Consider the following 25,959-nt stretch of genomic DNA (forward strand, 5'->3'; position numbering starts at 1 on the left):
ATGTCCCTCAAGAGCTTCTTCCTCGGCACCCACCGCCTCAAGCCACTGCACATCGAACTCAACGGCTCCCCGGACCGACTCGCCGCCGCCCTGCACGGCCTGGCGCACATGGTCAACCGCCGCCGCGACCTCAACGGCCAACAGATCAGCATCACCCTGACCATCCGCGACAACGGCAGCGGCCGATGATCCGCGAACGCGCCGAGTCGGGCGTCCGGGTGCTGATCCTGCTCGCCATCGGGATCATGGCTGGTGCCGCCGCCTTTACCCACGTCCATGACCTGACCGTTGCCCACGGCCAGCCCGACTGGATCGGCTGGGCCAACGCCGTAGCCGTCGAGCTGATGGCGATCTACCTCGGCTTGGAGATCCGCGCTCGCCGCCGCGATGGTCGACCCGTCGGCCTGGTCGGCGTCCTCCTAATCGCGTTCGCGCTGCTCTCCCTCGCCGCTCAGGTCGCCGAAGCCGAACCCTCCATCTGGGGCTGGATCGTCGCGGCCGTACCGTCGCTGGCCTTCCTCGCCCTGGTCAAGGTCGTCCTGTCCAGCGCAGCCACCACCCCGCCGGCACCTGAACCCAATCAGCCGCAGGGCGATTGGTACGACGAGCCGCAACCTGTCGAACCCTCGCCGCCGGCTCCGGTGATGCCGCCGGCATCAGCCGCGGTGCTGCCTCCGGTCGGCGTCGTCCAGTCCAACCGGCCCCAGGTCGTCGGGATCATCCGATGACGGCTCCAACCCTGCCCGGTCTCGAACCCGCCCCGACCCCGGTTGCTCCTCGGCCGGGATCGCGGGCGGCCCGCATGGCACTGCCCCGTTCGATCGACGTCCTCAAGGACATCGCCATCGAGTACGGCGTCTGCGTTCGCCCCCTGGCCATGCGGCGGACCGATCTCGACACCGGCCTGACCGAAGTCATCGACCTGCCCTGCGGCGCGACCCGGGAGGACAAGTGCCCGCCGTGCGCCAAGAAGAATCGCCGGCTACGGCAAGCCCAGATCCGCGAGGGCTGGCACCGCGACGACGAGCCGCTACCCGGCCCGGAACCCGCGACCGAGGCGCAGAAGTCTCTGATCCTGTTCCGCGCCCACCTGGAGTTCTCCCGCGACGAGGCCGTACGCGCCGCGCAATGGGACCAGGTGACCGACCTCGACGAGGCAATCCGCGAGGTGGAGGAAGCCATTGCCGCTGAGGGCCTGCGCGGGCGCGTCGGGCCACCCCACGCCAGCGACGACGAGGACCAGGACGACGAGCCCGGCCCACGGCGCAAGCGCTCCACCAAACGGCGCCAGGATGCCCCCGAACTGCCCCGGCGCAAGGTAGAGCGGCGCACCGTCGGCAAGACCTACACCGCCCCGGACGGCTCCACCTACCAACCGTCGATGTGGCTCACCCTCACCCTCGACTCATACGGCCCGGTCCGCCCCGACGGCACCCCCGTCAACCCGGCCCGGTACGACTACCGCCGCGCAGCCTGGGACGCCGTGCACTTCCCCCGCCTGCTCGACCGGTTCTGGCAGAACCTTCGGCGGTGCGAGGGCTGGAACGTCCAGTACGCCGGCTGCGTCGAGCCGCAACGCCGCCTCGCCCCGCACGCCCACTTCGCCATCCGGGGCACCATCCCTCGGGACGTGCTCCGCACCGTGGCGGCTGCCACCTATCACCAGGTGTGGTGGCCCTCGGTCGACGTCCAGCGCTACACCCTCGACCGGCTCCCCATCTGGGACGAGCAGGCAGCGGCATGGGTCGACCCGGACACCCGCGCGCCGCTGACCACCTGGACGGAAGCACTCGACACCATCGACGACGACCCGGACGCCGAGCCTGTGCACGTCGTCCGCTTCGGCGCCCAGGTCGACGCCCGCGGCGTCATGCCCGGCACCGAGGACGCCGAACGGACCATCCGGTACGTCACGAAATACATCACCAAGCACACCGGCGACTGCCACAAGGCCACCACCGACCGGCAACGCAAGCACCTCGACCGGCTCTGGCAACAACTCCAGCTCACCCCCTGCACCGACCGCTGCGCCAACTGGCTGCTCTACGGCGTCCAGCCCCGCAAGGCACACGCCAAGCTCAAGCCCGGCCGCTGCAAGGGCAAGGTCCACCAGCGCGACACCCTCGGCATCGGCGGCCGGCGCATCCTCATCTCCCGCGACTGGTCCGGCAAGACCCTCGCCGACCACAAGCACGACGCGCGGGCCTGGGTCCGGGCACTGCTCGGCGTGACCACCGACGGCACGCAGCTCGTCGACGACCAGGGCGACACCGCCGAACGGGTCCGGCACGCCTGGGAGTTGGCCCGACCCGATGACCCGGACGTCGGCCCGATGACCCACCGGCTCATGCGGTCGATCAGCGAACGTGCCCGCTGGCGCTCCGAACTGCTCGCCGCCAAGGACCGGGCCGCGCACGGGTCCGCAGATCTTTCGGCAACTCAGCACAACGCACAGCACAACGGGGAGGAAACGCAGTGAACGAGGAGTTGTTGACCGTGCCGGAAGTGCTCGCCGAACTGCGCGTACCGCGCTCGACCTGGTTCTACTGGCGGCAGACCGGCAAGGGACCACGGGTGATCAAGCTCCCGAACGGGCAGCTTCGGGTCCGCCGGTCGGCGCTCGGTCGGTGGCTCGGCGACCTGGAGCAGGACGCCGCATGAAGAGCTACGAGGTCCAGATCTGGGAGATCGCCAAGCGCGCCGACCGAAAGGCTCGGCCGTGGCGGGTCCGCTGGGCGGTGAGCGGCCAACGCTTCGAGGACATGTTCCGTACGAAGGCGTTGGCGCACTCGTTCCGCGCCGAACTGGTCCAGGCGGCCAACGCGGGGGAGCCCTTCGACCCGGCCACCGGCCGCCCGGTCTCCGAGGCCAGAACCAAGAACCCCACCACCTGGTACGCGCACAGCCGGGCCTACGTCGAGATGAAGTGGCCCCGGGCGGCGGCCAAGACCCGGCGCTCGATCGTCGAAGCGCTGACGTCCATCACGGTCACCCTGACCCGGCCGACAAAGCGGGGCCGACCGACTGACGCCCTCCTCCGTGAGGCGCTGTACCTCTACGGCCTCAACCCCCGCCGCTGGTCCGACGAGATCCCCACCGAGCACGCGGCGGCCCTCGTCTGGCTGGAAACCGCGTCCCTCCCGATAGTCGAACTCGACTCACCGGCGATGGTCCGCCGCGTCCTCGACAGCCTCTGCGTGCGCCTCGACGGCAAGCCCGCGGCGGCCTCCACCGTCCAGCGGAAGCGGGCCACCTTCTACAACGTGCTCGGGTACGCCGTCGAGCTGGAGCTGATCGACTCCAACCCAGTCGACCGAGTCCAATGGACCGCCCCTGAAGTCGCACAGTCCATCGACCGCCGGGTGGTGGCGAACCCAGCCCAGGTCGCCACGCTGCTGGAGGCGGTGAAATCTCTCGGCAAACGCGCCGACAAGGTCACCGCGTTCTTCGGCTGCCTCTACTACGCGGGGATGCGCCCCTCGGAAGCCGCGGACCTACGGCGGGAGGACTGCGACCTTTCCGGCCGGTGCGCCAACTGCGGGACCGACTTCGACGACCTGGCGGCCGTCAAGCCCTCCCGGTCCTGCGACCACGAAAAGATCGAATACCGCTGGGGCCGCCTGGTGCTCGCCGGCACCTCACCGCGCGCCGGGTCGCACTGGACCGATGATGGCGGCTCTCACGAGCGGCGTGGACTCAAGCACCGGGGGAGGGCTGAGACTCGTACGGTCCCGATCCCGCCCCGGCTCGTCGAGCTGCTGTGCGCGCATGTCGAGAATCACGGGGTTGGCCCGGACGGTCGCTTCTTCCGGGGCCTGCACGGTGGGCCGCTGTCCGAGTCGGTCTACGACCGGTGGTGGAAGCTCGCCCGCGAGAAGGCGCTGACCGAATCGCAGGTCGCCTCGCCGCTCGTCCGCCGGCCCTACGACCTGCGGCACGCAGCGGCCTCGCTCTGGCTGAATGCCGGCGTCCCGCCGACCGAGGTCGCCCGGCGCCTGGGCCACGGCGTCGCCGTTCTGCTCCGGGTCTACGCCAACTGCATCGATGGCGGCGACGACACCATGAACGACAAGATCGCCGAAGCGCTTGACTAAGCGGTTTTGCCATCTGCATAACGATGGTATATCCGCAATGTTCGGACTTATCCGCTAGCGTTGTGCAGCCGGACTGTCGTAGGCTTGCTTGTCCTTCCTGTCGCGTTTGACGGATGTGGGTGAATATCGGTGTCTGGTCTCAGTGATGGGTTCGAGCATTACCTCGTTCCGGACGCCGAAGCGATCAAAGTGGCCATCACCGAAGGCTTGGTCGTTCTCGACAGCAACGTTCTGCTTGAGCTGTACCGTTTCGCTGGCCCGGCTAGGACCGAACTCTTCGAGGTGCTGGAGCAGATAGGTGAGCGGCTTTGGGTACCGTATCAAGTTCGCCTAGAGTTCCATCGGAACCGACTCAGCGTAATGTCAAGTCAGGAAGAGAGCTATCAGGACGTTCTGAAGACCATTGACGAAGTGCGGCAATCCCAATCGGTTGTTGTCTCGAAGATTCGGGAACTTGCAAAGCGTGTCCTCCTTCCCAAGGAGGAGCGTGATGAGCTATTGCAACTTGTTTCTCGCGGCCTCGATGATGCAGAGCGAGTGATGACTGAGCTAAGGTCGGCTCACGGTTCGTCCGGCGGATTCGCAGAGGATGTAATCCTCCAGAGGTTGCAACGCCTTTTTTCCGGGCGAGTCGGAGAGCCGTTAGAATCTGGCGAGTTGGACGCTGCCCGCGAGGAGGCACTACGGCGTGTTGAGGCGCAGGAGCCCCCCGGTTATAGGGATGGAAGTAAAGAAGACCCTACAGGCGACTATCTCGTTTGGTATCAAACGCTACGAGAGGCAGCCATGCGAAAGCTGCCTTTGCTCTTCGTCACGAGAGACGCTAAGGAGGATTGGTTCCTCCGTCTGAAGGGGCAGACAATCTGCGGCCATCCGAGCCTGATCGCCGAGGCGAGGGAGGTTGCAGGCGTGCCTGCGATCATTATGCAGACCCAATCGTTGTTGTATCACGCCCGCTCCTTTCTGGAAACGGTTGTCAGTGAAGAGACGATCCGCCAGGCGGAACACTCTGCCGTGCAGGCCTCTCAGGATTCTGCCCGCTCAATCTTTGTTCAAGCTGCGATGTTAGAAACAATGATTGAGGTCGCGTCACGCCAAGTTGAAGATTTGCGCTCGGAGAGTGAACGTTTGCAGAGAGCGGTAGACATCTTTGTGTACGAACTGGATGTCCAGCAGGAAGATGGGCCGGCTAAGGCCTTGCACCAACGGCGCCTCGACGAGCTGCGTCAGCAGTCCGAGGAGGTTGCGGTTGAGCTATCCGACATGCAGGCCGCAGTGGACGTGTTGCGTTCCGAAGATCACTCGACGATGCGGGACTCTGTTCGACTGAGTTGGCGTGGTCGACCCTCTCGAACTCGTATGCTGTCCCTGGCGAAGTCCGCCAAGCGCCAAGTTGAGATGCTGCAAGACTGGTCGGTGGGGCTAAGCAGCGCTGTCGCCCGCGGAGTTATCGAGGCAAGTGGCGGTGGTGCCGTCTCGGTTGGTTCGTGGGTGGTTCACAGCGAATACGGCAAAGCGAGGGTGGCGGACGTTCGCCCGGCGGACGAGGAAGGCAGTGAAGAGCAGGCGGAATTGCTATTCGCCGACGGGACGACGAGGTGGGTAGTTTCGAGCGATCTACGCGCCGACGGATATCCAGGGGAATGAGAGAAGATCCCGTGCTGGCTGTTCGTTGCTCGCATCACCTGGCGGCACTGCTGCGACCCTCAGTGTGGGTGCTGCGTGGGCACATGGTGGGCACATTGCCGGCAGCCGCAAGCCTTAAAGAAGAAGCGGCACTTCAGGGGCTGTGGCGAGTCAAGATCGCGGACGCCCTGTAAATCCGTCGCGAAAGCTTCAGAGGTTCGAATCCTCTACCCGCCACCAGGCAACGAAAAGGCCCTTGACCTGCGGAAACGCGAGTCAGGGGCCTTCGTCGTTTCCTGTCATTCTTGGCCGCGGTTGCTCCTGATCGACTGACCGATCGGTACGGATCGGGCACGCGAGGGGACTGACGTTACAACCGAGTCTGGTCAGTTGGTGCTCATGATCGCCCGGCACCTTGGACTCGACTGGTGTACCTAAGCGTGGAACGAAAAGCGGATCGCTGAGGTGCGCTCGGCTCGGCTGGGCAGGCTGGCGCTTCAAGATCGCCATCTTCGAGTCTGGCGCGGACGACGAGAGCCGGGTCGTCGTGATCGTTGCCGTGCGGGGAGGCGCCAGATCCCGAGGACGATTGCCGAGTGACGGTGTCTGCGCCGAGGGGTTTGTCGCCTCGGGAAGCCGACGGATCACGCCCAGGTGGGGCGGGGTCGGTGGGGCAGACCGCCGGCTGTTGAGCGCCGGCGGTTGGGTGGGCGTGCCGCGCCCGGTCCACCCGTTGCTCTGCACCCGCCCGCGCACCACGCACGCTCCGTAACTGGCGCGTGGGCGGGTGCAGAGCAAAGGGGCCGTGCCTGTGGTGCGGCCCGTCCGCGTGCTCTCGCCGCGCGGCGCGGCGAGGTGGGGGACACGGCGACGTGGGGTCAGCCCTCGCGGGTGGTGCTGGCCCCGGAAGTTGATCGCCTTATGGATGCCGCCGCAGAACGGCTTGAGCGCCGACGTGCCGCACGGGTCATAGCACCGTCAACTGGGGCGGAGCCCCGAAGGGCGAACCGCCCGCTAGGATCCTCGCCTCAATATGAGAGTGCGGGAGCGTACGTGATCAAGCTTTTCATGGCCAAGAAGCCCGCGTGCCGCTGTCGGCCCCAGTGGCCGGCTCTGGTCACGGAGATGAATGGTCATGTCATGCCGTGCCAACCATCCGAGCACGGCAGTCCGATGACCAGGCTATTCGAGCTGTCAGCCCGGTGCGCCGAGTGCTCCGCGACCTACCCCGGCAACTTCATCATCGAGCCAGGCACGCCACCCCCGTTCGAGTGGGCGCATGAGCCCCAGAACACCGTGTGCTCCTGTGAGCCGCGGTGGCCGAAGCTGATGGTCAAGCTGCGTGGCCAGTGGTACCTCGGCTACCCAGGTACGGACGGCCAACTGGTGGTTGACGGCGCAGCCGAGGGGGCCTTCTGCGATAGCTGCGGGGCGCACTTCCTGGGAGACATGGTGGTCGACCTTGATGACACGTCGCACCTGGAAGATCCCGACGCGACGTAGCAGGTCCGGCCGGCCCAGTCGATGCCGGCCGGAGCCGGGCTGGCGCCGCCTGGTTCTTGAGGCAAATGCGGGAGCTTCCGGGCCTGCACGGCGGGCGGCTCTCCGAGTCGGCCTACGACCGGTGGTGGAAGCTCGCCCGGGAGAAGTCGCAGACCGAATCACAGGTCGCCTCGCCGCTCGTTCGGCGGCCCTACGGCTTGCGGCACGCGGCGGCCTCGCTCCGGCTCAATGCCGGCGTACCTCCGACCGAAGTCGCCCGGCGCCTGGGCCACGGCGTCGCCGTCCTGCTCCGGGTCTACGCCGGCTGCGGCGACGGCGGCGACGACACGATGAACGACAAGATTGGCGACGCGCTCGGGTGACGTGCTGCCGATCTGGTGCTGTTCACGGACGTCCTGCTGAGCGCTGATGTTGATGAGGTGCGCTAGAAGGAGGGGGTGGATTTGCCCGCGTCGCAGGACTCAACCCCCTCCGAGGTCCGTGTCACGGTTGGTTCGACTCCAGCCGCGGAAACTCGCGTGCCGGAGCTGCGGCTCTGGGGGATCCGTCGGTCGATCACGTCGGCTGTTGTGGCCGCACTGCTCCTGGTAGGGGTCCTGATCGCGGCGGCACTCTGGTACGCGGAGTGGCCCGGCCTTGAGCGGGGTGCCACCGTCACAGCGGCCACGTTGTTCGACCTGTTGAAGCTCGTCTTCGCCGTGGTGGCGGGCATCGGCGGTGTCGCCGCCCTGGTGGTCGCCTACCGTCGGCAGCGGGTGGCGGAGCACACCAACGCGCTGGCGGAATTCGCTCACCAACTGGCGCACGCCGCTGATCTTCGCGCCGAAGTCACCAAGGCCCTCGCTGAGGCGGCCGACGAACGAGCGAAAACTGAGACTGACCGCAACGGCGTCCGGCTGTTCAACGAACGCTTCGCCAAAGCATCCGAGCAGCTCGGCTCGGAGAAAGCAGCCGTACGGCTAGCCGGCGTCTATGCCATGGCCGGCCTTGCTGACGATTGGCGACATGGGCGGCAGACGTGCATTGATGTTCTCTGCGCCTACGTCCGTATGCCGTACACGCCGCCGGACGTCGCGGGCGAGACGCCGACTCAGGATGAGGACCACGCGGCGCTCGGGGCTGCGGACAGGGCCCGGGCCGCCCGCGAGGAGCGGGAGGTACGTCATACCGTTATCCGCCTCGTCGGCAGGCACCTACGTATTGCCGAGGACGACGCGGCCTCCTGGTGCGGCTACGACTTCGACTTCACCGGTGCTGTCTTTGACGGCGGGGACCTTTCGGGAGCGAGGTTCAGCGGTGGGGACGTCTCCTTCGAGGGAGCAACTTTCAACGGTGGAGACGTGTCCTTCGGTGGGGCGGCGTTCAGCGGCGGGACTGTCTCCTTCGGCAGGGCGACGTTCAGTGGTGGGCACGTGTCCTTTGGGGATGCGACGTTCACTGGTGGGCGGGTGTTCTTCGACGGAGTGACGTTCGGTGGCGGAGACGTGACCTTCGGTGGGGCGACGTTCAGTGGCGGGGAGGTGTTTTTCGATGATGCGACGTTCAGCGGTGGGGAGGTGTTTTTCGGCGGGGTGACGTTCACTGGTGGGCGGGTGTTCTTCGACAGGACGACGTTCAGTGGCGCAAGGGTTCTCTACCTGGCGAAGTTCGATGGCGGGTGGGTGTCGTTCGAGAACGCGGCCTTCAGGGAGGGGGAGGTGTTCTTCGCCGGAGCGACATTCAGTGGTGGGGATGTGTCCTTTGACGGGGCGACGTTCCTTGGCGGGAAGGTGTCCTTCGACCGGGCGACGTTCAGCGGGGCGAGGGTGTTCTTCAACTACGTGATCTTCAATGGTGGCCACGTGTCTTTTCGCACGGCGAGGTTCCACGTCCCGCCCACATTCGAAGACGGGCTCCTCGGGCACCCTCCGGACGGTCTGATCCTGCCGCGAGAGTTCAGTGACCGTCCTTGACCTTGAGGAGCAGCCCGCCGTCTCGGAGAACCCGTTCGGGACTGTGCAACGCCCATGCCTTCGCTGCCGGCCCGACCCGATACCGGCGCATCGGCTTTCCGTCCGCCGTCGTGACGTGTGGCGACGTCACCTTCTGCAACGCCTTCCGCGCCACCTCGGCCAACGTGGCGAAATCACGACGCACGCAATCGGCCTGGTCATCCGGGAACCAGGTGAAGGACAGGCGTCCCGGCTCCAGCCTCTCGGGCTGGCCATCGACTGGCCGCCACCGGCCTCCGGTCGCTGCCAGCACCACGTCGTCCCTGGTCCAGGCACGGGTGTGCAGGTACTGGATGAGGGGTCCTACCGTCCCGCCGTCGCGGCCGAGGAGACGCAGGAACGCTTGCACACCATCGTGGTTCATCGCCACCTGCAACGAGTCGTGCAGCACGATGCCTTCGGTCCGATCGTGCGTCTCCCACGTCGCAAGACCCGCGATCGGCTGCGCAACGGCTTCGCTGAATGCGGTGACGTCGGCGGGCAGCAGGAAAGTCACCACGTTCATGGAACGCGATCCTGGCTCGAACACCCGGACATGATCGCAGAGGTGAGCACCTGCGAACCGGCCCGTTCCAGGAGAGCAAGACCGCGCAGACCGCAGGTTGAGGCGTCAGTAGCCGTGAATGGCGTGTCACCCTTCCAGGGCTGTTCAGCACGGTCTGAATTCTCGTTTCGACCCCTCGCCGTCGGACCGTTGTGAGACTGGGTGCGTGCCAGTCTCGCCGGCGCCCCGGCACCGGTCGTCCCGACCCGGTAGGTGGAGAACATGTCCAACGACAACGAGATTCGTCCCTTCCAGCTCGACACGCCCGAAGAAGCGATCGACGACCTGCGTCGCCGGATCGCGGCCACCCGCTGGCCGACCCGGGAATTGGCCAGCGATCGGTCCCAGGGTGTGCAGCTGGCGACGGTCCAGGCGTTGGCCCGCTACTGGGCGACGGATTACGACTGGCGCGCCTGCGAAACGAAGCTGAACGCCCTGCCGCAGTACACCACCTACCTCGACGGCGTCGAGATCCACTTCATCCACGTACGGTCGCGGCACGAGGACGCCCTGCCGCTGATCATGACGCATGGCTGGCCAGGCTCGGTGGTGGAGTTGCTCGGGGTCATCGGCCCGCTCACCGACCCGACCGCGCACGGCGGACGGGCGGAGGACGCCTTCCATCTTGTCCTGCCGTCACTACCCGGCTACGGCTTCTCGGGCGAACCGGCAGAGCTCGGCTGGGAGAACGGCCGGATCGCACGAGCGTGGGTGGAGCTGATGCATCGCCTCGGCTACCCGCGCTACGTCGCCCAGGGAGGCGACGTAGGTGCCGCCGTCACGGACGCCATGGGCCGCCAGGCACCCCCGGGGCTGCTCGGCATCCACCTCAACCTGCTGGCCGGTGCGATCGGTATCAAGGACCAGCTACCGGCGGACTCTGCGCAGGAACGCGCCGCGCGCGACGCGCTCGACCTGTTCACGATGGATGGCTTCGGCTACTTCCTGGAGCAGTCCACCCGGCCACAGACGATCGGCTACTCCCTGCTGGACTCACCTGTCGGGCTGGCGGCCTGGATGTTCGACCACGACACCGACAGTTACTACAAGATCTCCCGGGCGCTCGTCGACGGCGAGCCCGTGGGCGGGCTGACCCGGGACTCGATCGTCGACAACGTCACGTTGTACTGGTTGACCGGCACCGGCGCCTCGTCCGCGCGGTGGTACTGGGAGTTCCAACGGTTCCTGGCCGCGGCCGCCGCAGCCGGCCAGACTCCTCCGCCGGTCTCGGTTCCGGTCGGCTTCACGACGTTCCCCGGCGAGATCTGGGCTGCCCCGCGCAGTTGGGTCGAGACGGTCTACCCCGGCCTCGCGTACTTCAACGAGGCCGACCGCGGCGGCCACTTCGCCGCGTGGGAGGAGCCGGAGTTGTTCTCCGCGGAGGTGCGGGCGGTGTTCCGGCCGCTGCGGTAATCCTGGGTCGGCACCGGGTCGACGGTGTGGCGGTGATCCTCCGGCCGGACTTCGGGCTCTCGCGAGACCGGCGCGGACCAGCGCCACGCCCACCCCTGGCGGTCGGTCACCAGATAGATGACAGTGACCTGTTGCCGTGAGGTAGCGGCGAGTAGTGTGCGTACCCGGGACGGAGGGGCGGAGTTCAAATCAACTGTTACGTCTAGTAGGCGTGCTTTCCCCTGCTAGGTCGTTTCTTGGGCATGCCACCGTGGGTTGATCAGCAGATGGTCTGGCCGGACGTTGTGCCTGCCCGGCCGAGCGGGTTGGCTCGCAGGTCGGTTGGCCTGATCGCGGGCGGGGAACTTTCCTGGCGGACGTCGCTGTGGCACCATCGTGGAATCTCCATCCCCGCACCGCCCCCTGCCGACAGGAGTTCCAAATGTCTGGTCGAAAGTTTGGCCGGCTGCGCACGGCGTCGATTGTCCTCGCCGCGCTGGCCGTTGGTGTCCTAGGCGCTCAGCTCGGCAGTGATTTCCAGTCCACCAAGATCGAGTGGGGTGCCCCCGCCGGCCACAGCGTTTCGGTTTCGAGTGGAGCGTCAAGCGTCGCTCGGTGACCCCGGTGCGGCGGCGACGTGTCCGATGACAGGGCGGTGCGGTGTCACCTAAGGCTGTCCGACGTCGTACGACCGAGCACGCCTGGCTGATCACGGCGCCCCTCGCCGGGATCGCCCTGGTGGGAACGCTGGTTCTCGCGTTAACGGTGCCGATCCGTTTCGAGGATTGGCCGACAGCTGTTGCGTTGCTGGTGGTGATGGCTGCTGCCGGGATACCAACGCTCAGCTTCGTCGTCCGCCGTCAAGCGGTGGTGGTGACCCTCCTTGAGATTCCACTCGTACTCGCCCTGTTTTGGCTGTCGCCGCTGCTCATGGTCGTCGTCGCCACGGCAGCCGAGCTCTTCACCCAGATTCACCGCGGTTACGCGCCGCCGAAGTTCTGGTTCAACGTCGCCCGGGCGGCAGCCGGATTCTCCGTCGCCGGGCTGGTGTTGGCGGCCATGCCTCCGCACGAGGGGGTGGGCCCGGCCACGTGGAGCGCGGTCTTCGCCGCTGTCGCCGCCAACGCGCTGATCAGCCTGGTGGCCGTGGTTGGCGTGATCACTCTCCTGCAGGGCTGGCAGGGCACTCGGGAGACGACGAGCACGGCCATCCAGGTTCTGCTGACCACAGCACTGAACGTCGCGGTCGGGATGATCATCCTCATCGCCCTGGCGACGACGCTCTGGTCGATCCTTCTTCTGCTGGCCCTGGCGGTGGCCGGCGTCCTGCTCTACCGCTCCTACTCGCAGTTCATTCGGCAGCACCGCACCCTGGGCGACATGTACGAGCTGACCCGGGCGATGAGCGAGGCGGGTCAGGACGGCAACCTGACGGACGCGCTGCTCGGCCGGCTCCGTTCCCTCATGCAGGCGGAATACGCCACGCTGTGGCTTCCCGCCCAGGGTCGGCACCCGGAGGTCCTGCTGACCGCACGCCTGGACGACCGGGGCCTGCTCGACGTCGCCCCGACCCCGGCGGTGATCCGGGAGAAGACCCGTGAGTCGGGTCGGACGGTCGCGCTCGGTCGGGCCTTCGGCGGTGACCCGACGCTGCGGTCCGCGCTCGCTGACTCCAAGGTCAAGGACGTCATCGCGGTGCCCCTGCGTTCGGGGCAGGCGGTGATCGGCACGTTGGAGGTGGCCAACCGGCTCAGCGACGTGGGCCACTTTGCCCCGGCGGACCTCCCCATCTTCGAGACCGTGGCGGCGCACGCCGCCGTCGCCCTGGAAAATTCGCGGTTGGTCGACCGGCTTCGGCACGACGCCTACCACGACGCGCTGACCCGGTTGCCCAACCGTCGACGGATCACCGGCGCGCTCGCCGAGTCCTTCACGATCGCGGCCCCCGGCGAGGTGGTGGCACTGCTGCTCTTCGACGTCGACGGGTTGCGTCAGGTCAACGAGTCCCTCGGTCACGCGGCCGGGGACAAGGTCCTCGCCGAGGTCGCCAGCCGGCTGCGGGCCAGCGCGCCGTCGTCGGCCCTGGTGGGCCGTGCCGGCGGGGACGAGTTCCTGGTGACGCTGCGGTTGGAGAGCGCGGAGGCGGCGCTCGAGTTGGCCGCCCAACTACGCGACCAGATCCGTGACGAGATGGTCTTCGACGCGCTCACCCTCGACGTGAACACTGCCGTCGGGGTTGCCGTGCACCCCGACCACGGCAGTGACGCGGCGACCCTGCTGCTCAGGGTCGACCTCGCCGCCACGGCGGCCAAGTCGGTGCCGGGCAGCGTGCAGCTGTTCAATCCCGCCCTGGAGTCCCGGTCGTTGCGCCGGCTGGGTCTGGCTGGCGATCTGCGCCACGCCCTGGACCAGGGCGAGTTGGAGGTCTACTTCCAGCCCAAGGTGACTCTGCGGGACCGGCGCCTGGTCGGTGTCGAGTGCCTGGCCCGGTGGGAGGATCCGACGCACGGCACTGTCGCTCCCGAGGACTTCGTGGCGGTGGCCGAGCACACCGGCCAGCTGAGCCGGCTCACCGAGGTGGTGCTCCGCGAGGGGCTCCGTCGCAGCCGGGACTGGGCGCTGGCCGATCAGCCGTTGCCCATCGCGGTCAACATCTCGGCCCGCACGCTCACCGACCAGCACTTTCCGGATCGGGTCCAGGAGTTGTTGACCGAGTACGGGGTGCCGGCGCAGCGACTGACCCTGGAGATCACCGAGGCGGGGGTGCTGGACGGCACCGACCGGCCCATTCCGACTCTGCGCCGGCTGCGTGACCTGGGTGTCCGGCTGTCGGTGGACGACTTCGGCACGGGCGACTCGTCGCTGGCGCATCTGCGTCGGCTGCCGGTGCACGAGGTGAAGGTCGACCGTTCCTTCGTGCAGGGCATGGCGACCGACCCGGGGGACCTGGCCATCGTCAACGCCGTGGTGACCCTGTCCCAGCAGTTCGGCCTGGCGGTGGTGGCCGAGGGCGTGGAGAGTGAGCTGACCCTGGAGCTTCTCCAGGACATCGGCTGTGAGATCGGGCAGGGCTTCCTGTTCAGCCGGCCGCTGCCGTACGAGCGGCTGGCCGCGTGGTTCGGTGCCCAGGTCGAGCCGGAATCGATCTCCAACGGAGAGCTGCCGCGCCTTCGCGTCGTGCCCTGAGCAGGGCGTAGACGATCACCGGGGATCCGATTTCACCTGTCGAGCCGGGCCGTGTACTCTTACTTCTGCGCGCCCCACGGGGAGATCGCGCAGGCCCCCTTAGCTCAGTCGGCAGAGCGTCTCCATGGTAAGGAGAAGGTCTACGGTTCGATTCCGTAAGGGGGCTCGAGGGTTCAGCTGGACCCATCGCAGCGGTGTAGCTCAGATGGTAGAGCAAGCGGCTCATAATCGCTGTGTCGCCGGTTCAAGTCCGGCCACCGCTACTCTCGTCTTCCGGGCTCGTTGCCGGTGGTCGTAGGAAAATGGGCGCTTCTGGCGCCCACTTTGCATGTCCGCGCTGTCAGCGTCTAGGCTGGCGCGTCGTAGTTGTTTCCGTTAGCGAGGAAGGCACTCCGCCGTGGCGAAGGCTACCGATGTCCGGCCGAAGATCACTTTGGCGTGTGTGGAGTGCAAGGAGCGCAACTACATCACGCGCAAGAACCGGCGCAACGACCCCGACCGCATCGAGCTGAAGAAGTTCTGCCCGCGCGACGGTCGGCACACGGTCCACCGCGAGACCCGCTGACCCGTGGCCGGCTTCGGGCCGGCCGCTGTCCCAGCTTTCCAATCGCCGATCTGACCGGTTTGGTGCGGCTCCGCCGCAGCCTGCCGACCAGGTCGGCGATTGTGCGTTCCGTGTAGGTTCGCGGCATGTCCCTGGACCCTTCCTTCGTCGGCCGGACCTATCCGCCGACCGCCCCCTACCAGGTGGGCCGAGAAAAGATCCGCGAGTTCGCCACCGCCATCGGCGCCACCGACCCGGCCCACCACGACCCGCAGGCCGCGCAGGCGCTCGGCCACCCGGACGTGGTGGCTCCGCCGACCTTCCCCGTGGTCGTCACGATGGCCGCGAGCCGCCAGATCATCGAGGACCCGGCCCTGGGTATGGACTACAGCCGCGTGGTGCACGGTGACCAGCGGTTCGCGTACACCCGGCCGGTGGTCGCCGGCGACGAGCTGGTCTGCGTCAACACCATCGAGGACGTCAGCAACCGGGGTGGGCACGGCTTCCTGACCACGCGCACCGACGTGCACACCGTCGCCGGGGAACCGGTGGTCGCCGTCTGGTCGAAGATCGTCGTACGCGGGGAGGCCTGAGATGGAGTTGTCCGCCAAGACGTTCCAGGTGACCCGCGCGGACCTGGTCCGCTACGCCGGCGCGTCGGGTGACTTCAACCCGATCCACTGGAGCGACAGGTTCGCCACCGGCGTGGGTCTGCCCGGGGTGATCGCCCACGGCATGTTCACCATGGCGCTGGTCGGCCGGGCGGTCACCGAGTGGGCCGGGTCGCCGGACGCGGTGGTCGAGTACGGCGTGCGGTTCACCCGGCCGGTGGTCGTCCCGGACGACGACCAGGGGGCCGAGATCGAGGTCACCGCGCGGGTCCGTGAGGTGACCGAGGACGGGCTCACCCGACTCGACGTGACGGCGACCTGCGGGGGCGAGAAGGTGCTCTCGCAGGCCCGCGCGACCATCCGGACGACGCGCTGAGGCAGGCCCGCCACGCGAGGCGGAGAGACCGGTTGGGAAAGTAGGGCGGCTACCCGTACACTGGTCCGCCGTGGGGCAAGTGACCCCTGCTCGGTCGTCTGTGACCGCGTGGGGCGAGTGTTGCCGCACAGGGGTGTAGCTCAATTGGCAGAGCAGCGGTCTCCAAAACCGCAGGCTGCAGGTTCAAGTCCTGTCACCCCTGCGCCTCAGGCCTGACCGTTCCCGTGGGTCGCGCCGCCAGCTTGGCGGCGTCCGGCCCGTGGTGGTGGCATCGGCGGGGTGGTTCCGAGGCAATCGGGGCCCTCCGGATGATCCACCGGCCGCGGCCCGTCGCGGGACGGTTGGGCCCGGCCGGCGTGACCAGCGCCGCGTACGCCACTCGGCGTGCGACCCGAGATTCCGCGACGGAGGGCGAAGTGGCCGACAACAAGCGGCACGGCGAGGACGCCGGCGACGATCGTCTGGACGACGAGGTCGTCGACGAGGTTGCCGACGACGACGCCTCCAGCGCGGACGAGCTGGTCTCCCGGGGGGGCACCGCCACGCGGTCCCGCGCCCGGGCGGAGTCGGCGGACAGCCGGCCCACCACCCGGTCGGAGACCGGTCGGGTGGGCGTGTTCGGCCGCATCGCCCGGTTTTTCCGCGAGGTCGTAGCCGAACTGCGTAAGGTCATCTGGCCGACGCGTAAGGAGTTGCTGACCTACACCGCCGTGGTGGTGACGTTCGTCGCGGTGATGCTGACGATCGTTGGCCTGCTCGACCTCGGCTTCGCCAAGGTCGTGCTGTTTGTCTTCGGCAACTCGGACTGACCGGCTGCCTCCAGCCGATAGTGACGGAAGTGAGCGAGCGTGCCTGAGTACGACGAGACCGCCGGACCCGTGGACGAGCAGTCCACGGTCGCGACGGCGGCTGGTGACGAGTCGGTTGAGGCCGCCAGCGAGCCGGAGTTCCCAACGACTGAGCCCGCGCCGGACGAGGAGTACGACCCGGTCGCCGAGCTGAGGCAGAAGCTGCGCTACGCGCCGGGTGACTGGTATGTGGTGCACTCGTACGCTGGCTACGAGAACAAGGTCAAGACCAACCTCGAGACCCGGATCACGAGCCTCGACATGGAGGACTTCATCTACCAGGTCGAGGTGCCGACCCGGGAAGAGGTCGAGGTCAAGAACGGTAAGCGTTCGCAGATCCAGGCCAAGGTCTTCCCGGGCTACATCCTGGTTCGGATGGAGCTGACCGCCGAGTCCTACTCGTGTGTGCGTAACACCCCGGGCGTGACCGGCTTCGTCGGCGCGACCGACCGGGCCGACCGGCCCGCCCCGCTCTCCCTCGACGAGGTGCTGAAGTGGCTGGCACCGGCCGTCGAGACCGAGCAGAAGAAGTCGAAGCCGGAGATCAAGGTCCTCGACTTCGAGGTGGGCGACTCGGTCACCGTCACCGACGGCGCCTTCGCGTCGCTGCCGGCCACGATCAGCGAGATCAACGCGGACCAGCAGAAGCTCAAGGTGCTGGTGTCGATCTTCGGTCGCGAGACCCCGGTGGAGCTCAACTTCAACCAGGTCGCCAAGATCTGACTGGTCGTCGGCGGCGGGCCCGGCCCGCCGCCGACGTCGGCGTATGCCCTCCCGCTCGACCTCGGCGGACGAGTGGGCTGCGGCCTGCGCTACTCTTGAATGTCGCCGCTGTCGCACCGCGCTGACCGTGCGCGCTCCGAGGGCGGCGACAGCCGCATTTTCCCAGCTCCAAGCCCCAGGAAGTGACATGCCTCCGAAGAAGAAGCTCGTCAAGACGTTCACGCTTCAGCTGCCGGCGGGCCAGGCCACGCCGGCGCCGCCGGTCGGCCCCGCGCTCGGCCAGCACGGCGTCAACATCATGGAGTTCTGCAAGTCCTACAACTCGCAGACCGAGTCCCAGCGGGGCGACATCGTCCCCGCCGAGATCAGCGTGTACGAGGACCGGTCGTTCACCTTCGTGCTGAAGACCCCGCCCGCCGCCCGCCTGCTGATCAAGGCCGCCGGTGTGCAGAAGGGTTCGGGCGTTCCGCAGAGCGAGAAGGTCGGCTCGGTCAGCCGCGCCCAGCTGCGTGAGATCGCCGAGAAGAAGATGGCCGACCTCAACGCCAACGACATCGCCCAGGCCGAGAAGATCATCGCCGGCACCGCCCGGTCGATGGGCATCACCGTCAACGACTGACGTCGGCCCAGGCCGTCGACCCGACCGTGGGAGGGCCCGCGCCGAGCGGCCCGCCAGAGACCACAGGAGTAATCAGCAATGCAGCGCAGCAAGAGCTACCGCAAGGCCGCCGATGTCATCGACCGGTCCAAGCTCTACACCCCCGCCGAGGCCGTGAAGCTGGCCAAGGAGACCACCAACGTCAAGTTCGACGCCACGGTCGAGGTCGCGATGCGCCTCGGCGTCGACCCCCGCAAGGCGGACCAGATGGTCCGCGGCACGGTCAACCTGCCGCACGGCACCGGTAAGACCGCCCGCGTGATCGTGTTCGCCAGCGGCGCGAAGGCCGAAGAGGCCGTTGCCGCGGGTGCCGACGAGGTGGGCACCGACGAGCTGGTCGCCCGGATCCAGGGTGGTTGGCTGGACTTCGACGCGGCGATCGCCACGCCGGACCAGATGGCCAAGATCGGCCGGATCGCGCGGATCCTGGGCCCGCGCGGTCTCATGCCGAACCCGAAGACCGGTACGGTGACCATGGACGTCACCAAGGCGGTGCAGGACATCAAGGGCGGCAAGATCACCTTCCGGGTGGACAAGCACTCCAACCTGCACCTGATCATCGGCAAGGCCTCCTTCACGGAGAGCCAGCTCGTGGAGAACTACGCTGCGGTGCTCGACGAGGTGCTGCGTGCCAAGCCGTCCGCGGCCAAGGGCAAGTACCTCCGCAAGGTCATCGTGACCTCCACGATGGGCCCGGGTGTTCCGGTCGACCCGAACCTGGTGAAGAACCTCACCGGAGACGCCGCCGAGGCCTGAGCCGACACGTTCGCTCCACCGGGGCGCCGCCACGACCGTGGCGGCGCCCCGCTGCGTCCGCGATGTGGCACCCTCTATCCCTATGCGGCTGGAGAACGTCTGGTTGCGGTACCACCGGCGTGGGCCGTGGGTGTTGCGCGGCGTCGACGTGCGGATCGGTCCGGGCGAGGTGGCGGTCGTTCTGGGTCGTAACGGGGTGGGCAAGTCGACACTGCTCCAGGTGGCCGCGGGGGTGCTGCGGCCGGGCCGGGGCCGGGTCTCTGACCGTCCGGCACGGGTGGGCTGGGTGCCGGAGCGTTTCCCCGCCGACCAGCCGTTCACCGTGACCCGCTATCTGACCGGCATGGCCCGCGTGGCGGGGCTGGGCGCGGCGGCGGCCGACGAGGCGGTGGCCTCCTGGACCGACCGGCTCGGGTTGTCCGCCTTCCGCTCGGTCCGGTTGCCGGAGCTGTCCAAGGGCACCGCCCAGAAGGTGGGCCTCGCCCAGGCGATGCTGTGCCCGCCGGGCCTGCTGGTGCTCGACGAGCCGTGGGAGGGGCTGGACGCCGCCACCCGCGAGCTGGTTCCCGAGCTGATCTCCGAGGTGCTCGCCGCCGATGGTGCCGTGTTGGTCAGCGACCACCGTGGCGAGACGGTCCGGCTGCCGGCCGCGCGCCGCTGGTCGGTGGCCGACGGGTCGCTGACCGAGGAGACGTCGTCGGCGGCCGAGACGTTCGCGGTGGTCGAGGTCGCGGTGCCGACCGCGCGGGTCGCCGGCACCGTCGCCCGCCTGCGGGCCGAGGGCCACCACATTCTTCGGGTACGCGCCGACGACTCCACCACCGCACCGCGGGCCCGACCCGCCGAGCCGCCGGGGGTGGCCGGCGCTGCCCGACCCGCCGAGCCGCCGCCGACGGTGGCCGGGCAGCCGACAGCCGAGCAGCCGACAGCCGAGCAGCCGGACGCCACCACCGATGCGGTGGTCGAGCGGGCAGCGGGGGAGACCCGGTGATCGCACTGGTGCGGATGCGGCTGGCCGGCCTCCTGCGGACCGGGCGGGCGTTGGCGCCGCTGCTCGCCGGCCTCGTCGTGCTCGGCACGCTCTACGGCGGCAGCCGAGCCCAGCCAGCGGAGGCGTACGGCGTCTCGGCCGTGGTGCTCTTCCCGGTGCTCGCCTGGCAGACCAAGATCCTGTTGGACGTCGAGCCGGACGTGCAGCGTCGCCTGGCCCAGGTGACCGTCGGGGTGGCCCGCGAGCGGCTTGCCGGGCTCCTCGCCGCCGGGGTGGCGGCGCTGGCGACGGTGGCCGTCGCGCTGCTCTTTCCGTGGCTGGTCGGCGGGGTCACCGGCCCGGTCGAGCCGGGGGACCGGTCGATCCCGGTCGGGGTCGCGCTGGGGCTGTGGGCGCACCTGCTCGCCGTAGCCGCCGCTGTCGCCCTCGGTGCGTTGGCCAGCCGCGCGTCGGTGGGCGGTGCCGCGTACGGCGTCGCGGTGCTCACCCTCGGCGCTGTCGGCGCGGTGGTGCTCGGCCTGAGCGATTCGGTGGCGCCCTGGCTGGCACCGCCGATCATGGCCGCCGCCCGCGCCACCGCCGGCGACGCGGCCGCGCTCACCCTGCTGGGGCTGACCGCGTGGGCGCTGGCCTGGAGCACCGCGGTCGTCGGCGGCTACCTGTGGCGGCGGCGGGCCCAGGGCTGAGCGGTGCCGGCGTGGGTGACGTGGCTCACCGGGTGCGATTTGGTGCTGGTGGCCGGGGCGCGTAGTCTTCAACGAGTCATCCGTGCTCTCATGGATGAGGAACCACCCAAAGACCGCTGGTCACCGTGCTTCGGCACGGTCGAAGGTCCCGCGACGACGGGCGACCCGCGTAGGGCGGCAAGCGTAACTCGGCAGTGCACATGGTCCGCCGACTGTGTCGATCTGCCGGCCCTCGCCCCGTGCGCCCTGCGCCGGGGCTTTTTCGTTGTCGTGCTGCCTCCGCTCCCGTTCCGGCTTCGGCCGTGACGGGGACCAGCCTCGAGTAACGAGAGAGGAGGGACATGGCGGACAAGCCAATCCGGGCCGACAAGGCCACGGCCGTCGCTGAGCTGACTGAGAACTTCCGCAGCGCAGGCGCCACCGTGCTGACCGAGTACCGCGGTCTGACGGTTTCCCAGCTCACCCAGCTTCGGCGCACGCTCGGCGCCGAGACCAGCTACACGGTCGCGAAGAACACGCTGGCGAAGCGCGCAGCGACGGACGCGGGCATCACCGGCCTCGACGAGCTGTTCACCGGTCCTACCGCGCTGACTTTCGTTTCGGGCGACGTCGTCGAGGCGGCGAAGGGGCTTCGCGACTTCGCGAAGGCCAACCCGAAGCTCGTCATCAAGGGCGGTGTCTTCGAGGGCAAGGCCATTTCCGCGGCCGAGGTCACGAAGCTCGCCGACCTGGAGTCCCGCGAGGTGCTGCTGGCCAAGCTGGCCGGCGCGATGAAGGGCAACCTGAGCAAGGCCGCGGCCCTGTTCCAGGCCCCGCTGTCGAAGACCGCCCGTCTGGCGGCTGCCCTGCAGGACAAGCGCGAGAAGGAGGGCGCCGAGGCGGCCTGAGGCCCCACGGCGCACCAGTTCTTTACTTAACAGAATCAGGAAAGGACGCCAGATATGGCGAAGCTCAGCACCGACGAGCTGCTCGACGCGTTCAAGGAGATGACGCTGATCGAGCTCTCTGAGTTCGTGAAGCAGTTCGAGACGACCTTCGAGGTCACCGCTGCCGCTCCGGTCGCGATCGCCCAGGGCGGTGGCGGCGGTGCCGCTACTGCCGAGGCCGAGCCGGAGCAGGACGAGTTCGACGTCATCCTCGAGGCTGACGGCGGCAAGAAGATCCAGGTCATCAAGGTCGTGCGCGAGCTGACCGGCCTGGGCCTCAAGGAGGCCAAGGACGCGGTCGAGGCCGCGCCGAAGGCCATCCTGGAGAAGGTCAACAAGGAGACCGCCGACAAGGCGAAGGCCAAGCTCGAGGGTGAGGGCGCCAAGGTCACCCTCAAGTGACCTGACGTTCTACAAGCGCGTACCTGGCTCGTGAGCCGGGACACTATCGCGTCGCGGCGGGCGGTGATCCGACACGGATCACCGCCCGCCGTGTCTGTGGGCCCAGCCCCGACCCGCTCTGAGCTGGCCTCGGACGGCTGTGCCTGGCGATCCGATCGAGCGTGGCGGGTCGCCCTCCAGTGGGAAAGAACTGCCGACCCGGATACCGGCCCTTGACGCGGCCCCGGGCTGCCAGGCACGCTGACACCAGCAAGACACCGCGCTTGCGACGGCCACGACGTGGGTATGACAGCGGCGGCACCATCGGCCGCGTCGACCTGAGCGGCCCAGTGGGGACGTTGCGTTCTGAGCGGCCCGGCAGACCCCGGTTTACGGGGGCCGAGGCACGTTCCGCAAACGACCTGCGGGGTGGGCTGGACAGCGGTTAGCCTCTCGGCTACACTGCTAGTTTGCGCTGCCTTCCGACTTGACCCCTGCTCGGAAATGTCCGTTTGCGGATATTTCTGGTGGGGTCATTGGAGTGCACGCGTACCAGCCGTTCTGCAGCACCGGTCCTCGGAAGGACGCATCTTGGCAGCTTCCCGCCCTGCGAAGACCAGTCGTACGTCGAGCGCATTCGCTCCCCGCCGAGTTTCATTCGGCAGGATCACCGAACACCTCGAGGTCCCCAACCTCCTTGCCATTCAAAACGAGTCCTTCGACTGGCTCGTCGGCAACGAGGCTTGGCAGGGCCGGTCGGCGGACGACCCGCACGCACGCTCGGGTCTCGCGGAGATCCTTGAAGAGATCAGTCCCATTGAGGACTTCTCCGGCACCATGTCACTCTCCTTCTCTGCGCCGCGCTTCGACGAGGTCAAGGCCTCGATCGAGGAGTGCAAGGAGAAGGACCTGACCTACTGCGCTCCGCTCTTCGTGACCGCGGAGTTCACCAACAACACCACTGGCGAGATCAAGAGCCAGACGGTGTTCATGGGTGACTTCCCGATGATGACGCCCAAGGGCACCTTCGTCATCAACGGCACCGAGCGCGTCGTGGTCAGCCAGCTCGTCCGGTCTCCGGGCGTGTACTTCGACAAGCAGCCGGACAAGACCTCCGACCGCGACCTCTCCAGCGTCAAGGTCATCCCGAGTCGGGGTGCCTGGCTGGAGTTCGACATCGACAAGCGCGACACGGTCGGCGTACGCATCGACCGCAAGCGTCGGCAGGCCGTCACGGTCCTGCTCAAGGCCATCGGCTGGTCGGCCGAGCGGATCCGTGAGCGGTTCGGCTGGTCCGAGCTGCTGATGACCACGCTCGAGAAGGACCACATCGCCGGCCAGGACGAGGCCCTGCTAGACATCTACCGCAAGCTGCGCCCTGGCGAGCCGCCGACGCGCGAGAACGCCCAGACCCTGCTCGACAACCTCTTCTTCAACCCGAAGAGGTACGACGTCGCCAAGGTCGGGCGCTACAAGTTCAACAAGAAGCTCGAAGTCGCCGTGCCGATCACCACCGGCACGCTGACCGAGGACGACATCGTCGCCACCGTGGAATACCTGTGCCGGCTGCACGCCGGTGAGGACGGCTACGAGGCCGACGACATCGACCACTTCGGCAACCGGCGCCTGCGTACCGTGGGTGAGCTGATCCAGAACCAGGTCCGGGTCGGCCTGTCCCGGATGGAGCGGGTCGTCCGCGAGCGGATGACCACGCAGGACGTCGAGGCGATCACCCCGCAGACCCTGATCAACATCCGCCCGGTGGTGGCGGCGATCAAGGAGTTCTTCGGGACGTCGCAGCTGTCCCAGTTCATGGACCAGACCAACCCGCTGGCGGGTCTCACCCACCGGCGCCGGCTGAGCGCGCTCGGCCCGGGTGGTCTGTCCCGGGAGCGGGCCGGCTTCGAGGTCCGCGACGTGCACCCGTCCCACTACGGCCGGATGTGCCCGATCGAGACGCCGGAAGGCCCGAACATCGGCCTGATCGGCGCGCTGTCCACCTTCGCCCGGGTCAACCCGTTCGGCTTCATCGAGACGCCGTACCGGAAGGTCGTCGAGGGTCGGGTCACCGACCAGATCGACTACCTGACCGCGGACGAGGAGGACCGGTTCGTCAAGGCGCAGGCCAACGCGCGCCTGAAGGCGGACGGCACGTTCGCCGAGGAGCGGGTGCTCTGCCGTCGTAAGGGCGGCGAGACCGAGGACGTCCTCCCCGGTGCCGTCGACTACATGGACGTCTCGCCCCGGCAGATGACCTCGGTCGCGACCGCCATGATCCCGTTCCTCGAGCACGACGACGCCAACCGGGCACTGATGGGCGCGAACATGCAGCGCCAGGCGGTGCCGCTGGTCAAGGCCGAGGCGCCGCTGGTGGGCACGGGCATGGAATACCGGGCCGCGGTCGACGCTGGCGACGTGGTGGTCGCCGAGGTCGGCGGTGTGATCGAGGATCTCTGCGCCGACTACGTCACCATCCACCAGGATGACGGCCACCGCCGGACGTACCTGCTGCACAAGTTCCGCCGCTCCAACGCCGGCTCCTGCGTCAACCAGAAGCCGGTGGTCTTCGAGGGCGACCGCGTCGAGGCCGGTCAGGTCATCGCCGACGGGCCGTGCACCGACGAGGGCGAGATGGCGCTCGGACGCAACCTGCTGGTGGCGTTCATGTGCTGGGAGGGTCACAACTACGAGGACGCGATCATCCTGTCGCAGCGCCTCGTGCAGCAGGACGTGCTCACCTCGATCCACATCGAGGAGCACGAGGTCGACGCTCGGGACACCAAGCTCGGCCCGGAGGAGATCACCCGCGACATCCCGAACGTCAGCGAGGAAATGCTCGCCGACCTCGACGAGCGCGGCATCATCCGGATCGGTGCCGAGGTCGTCCCCGGCGACATCCTGGTCGGCAAGGTCACGCCCAAGGGCGAGACCGAGCTGACCCCGGAGGAGCGCCTGCTCCGCGCGATCTTCGGTGAGAAGGCGCGTGAGGTTCGGGACACCTCGCTGAAGGTGCCGCACGGCGAGACCGGCACGGTCATCGGTGTGCGCACGTTCTCCCGCGAGGACGGCGACGAGCTGCCGCCGGGTGTCAACGAGTTGGTCCGGGTCTACGTCGCCCAGAAGCGCAAGATCCAGGACGGCGACAAGCTCGCCGGCCGGCACGGCAACAAGGGTGTCATCTCGAAGATCCTGCCGATCGAGGACATGCCGTTCCTGGAGGACGGCACCCCGGTCGACATCGTGCTCAACCCGCTCGGTGTGCCGAGCCGGATGAACATCGGCCAGGTCCTGGAGACCCACCTCGGTTGGGTCGCCAAGACCGGTTGGAAGGTCGAGGGCGACGACGCCGACTGGAAGCGCCAGCTCCGCTCGATCGACGCGCACGAGTCCGAGGGGGACACCAACGTGGCCACCCCGGTCTTCGACGGTGCCCGCGAGGAGGAGATCTCCGGTCTGCTCGAGTCGACCCTGCCCAACCGGGACGGCAAGCAGCTGATCGGCCGCACCGGTAAGGCGCAGCTGTTCGACGGGCGTTCCGGCGAGCCGCTGCCCGACCCGATCGCGGTCGGCTACGTCTACATCCTGAAGCTCAACCACCTGGTCGACGACAAGATCCACGCTCGTTCGACCGGTCCGTACTCGATGATCACGCAGCAGCCGCTGGGTGGTAAGGCGCAGTTCGGTGGTCAGCGTTTCGGTGAGATGGAGTGCTGGGCGATGCAGGCGTACGGCGCCGCGTACGCCCTGCAGGAGCTGCTCACGATCAAGTCCGACGACGTGCTCGGCCGGGTGAAGGTCTACGAGGCCATCGTCAAGGGCGAGAACATCCCGGAGCCGGGCATCCCGGAGTCGTTCAAGGTGCTGCTCAAGGAGCTGCAGTCGCTGTGCCTCAACGTTGAGGTGCTCTCCAGCGACGGTGTGGCCCTGGAAATGCGCGAGACCGACGACGAGGTGTTCCGGGCCGCTGAGGAGCTGGGCATCGACCTGTCCCGGCGCGAGCCGAGCTCGGTCGAAGAGGTCTGAGGTGAGCGGTCGGGGGGGGGGGGGGCGGGCCCCCCCCCCCCCCCCCCCAAAAAACCGAAAAAAAAACAAAAAGAGAGAAATGAGAGGAGACGAACAAAAA

Annotated in this window: 24 protein-coding genes and 3 tRNA genes; 26 read left to right on the forward strand and 1 reads right to left on the reverse strand. The window is 67.9% G+C overall.

The window, feature by feature from the left end:
- The 9 genes from AB0B57_RS33815 to AB0B57_RS33855 all read left to right on the forward strand — a co-directional run bounded on the left by AB0B57_RS33815 (position 1) and on the right by AB0B57_RS33855 (position 9,175).
- On the forward strand, positions 1-189 hold the full coding sequence (locus AB0B57_RS33815) for a hypothetical protein (RefSeq protein WP_357079419.1): 189 nt from the start codon (positions 1-3) through the stop codon (positions 187-189).
- On the forward strand, positions 186-728 hold the full coding sequence (locus AB0B57_RS33820) for a DUF2637 domain-containing protein (RefSeq protein ID WP_357079422.1): 543 nt from the start codon (positions 186-188) through the stop codon (positions 726-728). The genes AB0B57_RS33815 and AB0B57_RS33820 overlap by 4 nt, the downstream gene beginning before the upstream one ends.
- A complete protein-coding gene (locus tag AB0B57_RS33825; protein WP_357079425.1) occupies positions 725-2,479 on the forward strand; it encodes a replication initiator in 1,755 nt (584 codons plus the stop codon). The genes AB0B57_RS33820 and AB0B57_RS33825 overlap by 4 nt, the downstream gene beginning before the upstream one ends.
- A complete protein-coding gene (locus tag AB0B57_RS33830) occupies positions 2,476-2,661 on the forward strand; it encodes a helix-turn-helix domain-containing protein (protein ID WP_030329852.1) in 186 nt (61 codons plus the stop codon). The genes AB0B57_RS33825 and AB0B57_RS33830 overlap by 4 nt, the downstream gene beginning before the upstream one ends.
- On the forward strand, positions 2,658-4,094 hold the full coding sequence (locus AB0B57_RS33835; RefSeq protein WP_357079429.1) for a tyrosine-type recombinase/integrase: 1,437 nt from the start codon (positions 2,658-2,660) through the stop codon (positions 4,092-4,094). Before AB0B57_RS33830 ends, AB0B57_RS33835 begins: the two co-directional genes overlap by 4 nt.
- A gap of 129 nt (positions 4,095-4,223) precedes the next feature.
- On the forward strand, positions 4,224-5,741 hold the full coding sequence (locus tag AB0B57_RS33840) for a PIN-like domain-containing protein (RefSeq protein WP_357079432.1): 1,518 nt from the start codon (positions 4,224-4,226) through the stop codon (positions 5,739-5,741).
- Positions 5,742-6,773: 1,032 nt separating this feature from the next.
- Positions 6,774-7,223 (forward strand): hypothetical protein, encoded by a 450-nt coding sequence (locus AB0B57_RS33845; protein WP_357079435.1) that lies wholly within the window; start codon positions 6,774-6,776, stop codon positions 7,221-7,223.
- A 65-nt stretch (positions 7,224-7,288) separates the two neighbouring features.
- Positions 7,289-7,585 (forward strand): hypothetical protein, encoded by a 297-nt coding sequence (locus tag AB0B57_RS33850; protein ID WP_357079438.1) that lies wholly within the window; start codon positions 7,289-7,291, stop codon positions 7,583-7,585.
- Between the two features lie 156 nt (positions 7,586-7,741).
- A complete protein-coding gene (locus AB0B57_RS33855) occupies positions 7,742-9,175 on the forward strand; it encodes a pentapeptide repeat-containing protein (protein ID WP_357079441.1) in 1,434 nt (477 codons plus the stop codon).
- Here AB0B57_RS33855 and AB0B57_RS33860 read toward each other — a convergent pair.
- Entirely contained in the window at positions 9,159-9,719 is a 561-nt protein-coding gene (locus AB0B57_RS33860) for a hypothetical protein (protein WP_357079444.1), read from the reverse strand. The genes AB0B57_RS33855 and AB0B57_RS33860 overlap by 17 nt on opposite strands.
- 261 nt (positions 9,720-9,980) lie before the next feature.
- Here AB0B57_RS33860 and AB0B57_RS33865 point away from each other — a divergent pair, with 261 nt between their 5' ends.
- The 17 genes from AB0B57_RS33865 (at position 9,981) to AB0B57_RS33945 (ending at position 25,859) form a co-directional block, all read left to right on the forward strand.
- Positions 9,981-11,171: an epoxide hydrolase gene (locus AB0B57_RS33865; RefSeq protein WP_357079448.1), complete on the forward strand. Its 1,191-nt coding sequence runs from the start codon at positions 9,981-9,983 to the stop codon at positions 11,169-11,171.
- Between the two features lie 639 nt (positions 11,172-11,810).
- A complete protein-coding gene (locus AB0B57_RS33870) occupies positions 11,811-14,336 on the forward strand; it encodes a bifunctional diguanylate cyclase/phosphodiesterase (RefSeq protein WP_357079451.1) in 2,526 nt (841 codons plus the stop codon).
- A 93-nt stretch (positions 14,337-14,429) separates the two neighbouring features.
- Positions 14,430-14,502 (forward strand) — tRNA-Thr (locus AB0B57_RS33875).
- A 24-nt stretch (positions 14,503-14,526) separates the two neighbouring features.
- Positions 14,527-14,599, forward strand: a tRNA-Met gene (locus AB0B57_RS33880).
- 134 nt (positions 14,600-14,733) lie between these two features.
- The gene (rpmG, locus tag AB0B57_RS33885; RefSeq protein ID WP_007073056.1) at positions 14,734-14,901 is read left to right on the forward strand and encodes a 50S ribosomal protein L33; all 168 of its coding nucleotides are present in this window, start codon (positions 14,734-14,736) and stop codon (positions 14,899-14,901) included.
- Between the two features lie 125 nt (positions 14,902-15,026).
- Positions 15,027-15,473, forward strand: coding sequence for a MaoC family dehydratase N-terminal domain-containing protein (locus AB0B57_RS33890; protein ID WP_357079454.1), 447 nt, complete (start codon positions 15,027-15,029; stop codon positions 15,471-15,473).
- Between the two features lies 1 nt (position 15,474).
- A complete protein-coding gene (locus tag AB0B57_RS33895; protein ID WP_357079457.1) occupies positions 15,475-15,867 on the forward strand; it encodes a MaoC family dehydratase in 393 nt (130 codons plus the stop codon).
- A 129-nt stretch (positions 15,868-15,996) separates the two neighbouring features.
- Positions 15,997-16,069 (forward strand) — tRNA-Trp (locus AB0B57_RS33900).
- A 214-nt stretch (positions 16,070-16,283) separates the two neighbouring features.
- A complete protein-coding gene (gene secE / locus AB0B57_RS33905) occupies positions 16,284-16,676 on the forward strand; it encodes a preprotein translocase subunit SecE (protein WP_357079460.1) in 393 nt (130 codons plus the stop codon).
- A 39-nt stretch (positions 16,677-16,715) separates the two neighbouring features.
- Complete coding sequence (nusG, locus tag AB0B57_RS33910) at positions 16,716-17,438, forward strand: transcription termination/antitermination protein NusG (protein ID WP_184178745.1); 723 nt, start codon at positions 16,716-16,718, stop codon at positions 17,436-17,438.
- Between the two features lie 187 nt (positions 17,439-17,625).
- A complete protein-coding gene (gene rplK, locus AB0B57_RS33915) occupies positions 17,626-18,057 on the forward strand; it encodes a 50S ribosomal protein L11 (RefSeq protein ID WP_357079466.1) in 432 nt (143 codons plus the stop codon).
- Between the two features lie 78 nt (positions 18,058-18,135).
- Positions 18,136-18,852 (forward strand): 50S ribosomal protein L1, encoded by a 717-nt coding sequence (gene rplA, locus AB0B57_RS33920; protein ID WP_357079469.1) that lies wholly within the window; start codon positions 18,136-18,138, stop codon positions 18,850-18,852.
- Between the two features lie 82 nt (positions 18,853-18,934).
- On the forward strand, positions 18,935-19,843 hold the full coding sequence (locus AB0B57_RS33925; protein WP_357079472.1) for an ATP-binding cassette domain-containing protein: 909 nt from the start codon (positions 18,935-18,937) through the stop codon (positions 19,841-19,843).
- Positions 19,840-20,529 (forward strand): hypothetical protein, encoded by a 690-nt coding sequence (locus AB0B57_RS33930; protein WP_357079475.1) that lies wholly within the window; start codon positions 19,840-19,842, stop codon positions 20,527-20,529. Before AB0B57_RS33925 ends, AB0B57_RS33930 begins: the two co-directional genes overlap by 4 nt.
- A gap of 341 nt (positions 20,530-20,870) precedes the next feature.
- Positions 20,871-21,416 carry a 50S ribosomal protein L10 gene (gene rplJ, locus AB0B57_RS33935; RefSeq protein ID WP_357079478.1) on the forward strand — a complete coding sequence of 182 codons (546 nt, stop codon included), beginning with the start codon at positions 20,871-20,873 and terminating at the stop codon, positions 21,414-21,416.
- Positions 21,417-21,470: 54 nt separating this feature from the next.
- The gene (gene rplL / locus AB0B57_RS33940; RefSeq protein WP_357079481.1) at positions 21,471-21,857 is read left to right on the forward strand and encodes a 50S ribosomal protein L7/L12; all 387 of its coding nucleotides are present in this window, start codon (positions 21,471-21,473) and stop codon (positions 21,855-21,857) included.
- Between the two features lie 570 nt (positions 21,858-22,427).
- Positions 22,428-25,859, forward strand: coding sequence for a DNA-directed RNA polymerase subunit beta (locus AB0B57_RS33945; protein ID WP_357079484.1), 3,432 nt, complete (start codon positions 22,428-22,430; stop codon positions 25,857-25,859).
- Positions 25,860-25,959: the final 100 nt, after the last annotated feature.

It is taken from the genome of Micromonospora sp. NPDC049101, assembly GCF_040648675.1.
Classification (GTDB): Bacteria; Actinomycetota; Actinomycetes; order Mycobacteriales; family Micromonosporaceae; genus Micromonospora.

What these genes read in the sequence shown, in the direction of transcription:
- AB0B57_RS33815 (WP_357079419.1), top strand. Translation starts at nt 1, where the DNA reads ATGTCCCTCAAGAGCTTCTTCCTCGGCACCCACCGCCTCAAGCCACTG.
- AB0B57_RS33820 (WP_357079422.1), top strand. Translation starts at nt 186, where the DNA reads ATGATCCGCGAACGCGCCGAGTCGGGCGTCCGGGTGCTGATCCTGCTC.
- AB0B57_RS33825 (WP_357079425.1), top strand. Translation starts at nt 725, where the DNA reads ATGACGGCTCCAACCCTGCCCGGTCTCGAACCCGCCCCGACCCCGGTT.
- AB0B57_RS33835 (WP_357079429.1), top strand. Translation starts at nt 2,658, where the DNA reads ATGAAGAGCTACGAGGTCCAGATCTGGGAGATCGCCAAGCGCGCCGAC.
- AB0B57_RS33850 (WP_357079438.1), top strand. Translation starts at nt 7,289, where the DNA reads ATGCGGGAGCTTCCGGGCCTGCACGGCGGGCGGCTCTCCGAGTCGGCC.
- AB0B57_RS33860 (WP_357079444.1), bottom strand. Translation starts at nt 9,719, where the DNA reads ATGAACGTGGTGACTTTCCTGCTGCCCGCCGACGTCACCGCATTCAGC.
- AB0B57_RS33865 (WP_357079448.1), top strand. Translation starts at nt 9,981, where the DNA reads ATGTCCAACGACAACGAGATTCGTCCCTTCCAGCTCGACACGCCCGAA.
- AB0B57_RS33890 (WP_357079454.1), top strand. Translation starts at nt 15,027, where the DNA reads ATGTCCCTGGACCCTTCCTTCGTCGGCCGGACCTATCCGCCGACCGCC.
- AB0B57_RS33895 (WP_357079457.1), top strand. Translation starts at nt 15,475, where the DNA reads ATGGAGTTGTCCGCCAAGACGTTCCAGGTGACCCGCGCGGACCTGGTC.
- rplK (WP_357079466.1), top strand. Translation starts at nt 17,626, where the DNA reads ATGCCTCCGAAGAAGAAGCTCGTCAAGACGTTCACGCTTCAGCTGCCG.
- rplA (WP_357079469.1), top strand. Translation starts at nt 18,136, where the DNA reads ATGCAGCGCAGCAAGAGCTACCGCAAGGCCGCCGATGTCATCGACCGG.
- AB0B57_RS33925 (WP_357079472.1), top strand. Translation starts at nt 18,935, where the DNA reads ATGCGGCTGGAGAACGTCTGGTTGCGGTACCACCGGCGTGGGCCGTGG.
- rplJ (WP_357079478.1), top strand. Translation starts at nt 20,871, where the DNA reads ATGGCGGACAAGCCAATCCGGGCCGACAAGGCCACGGCCGTCGCTGAG.
- rplL (WP_357079481.1), top strand. Translation starts at nt 21,471, where the DNA reads ATGGCGAAGCTCAGCACCGACGAGCTGCTCGACGCGTTCAAGGAGATG.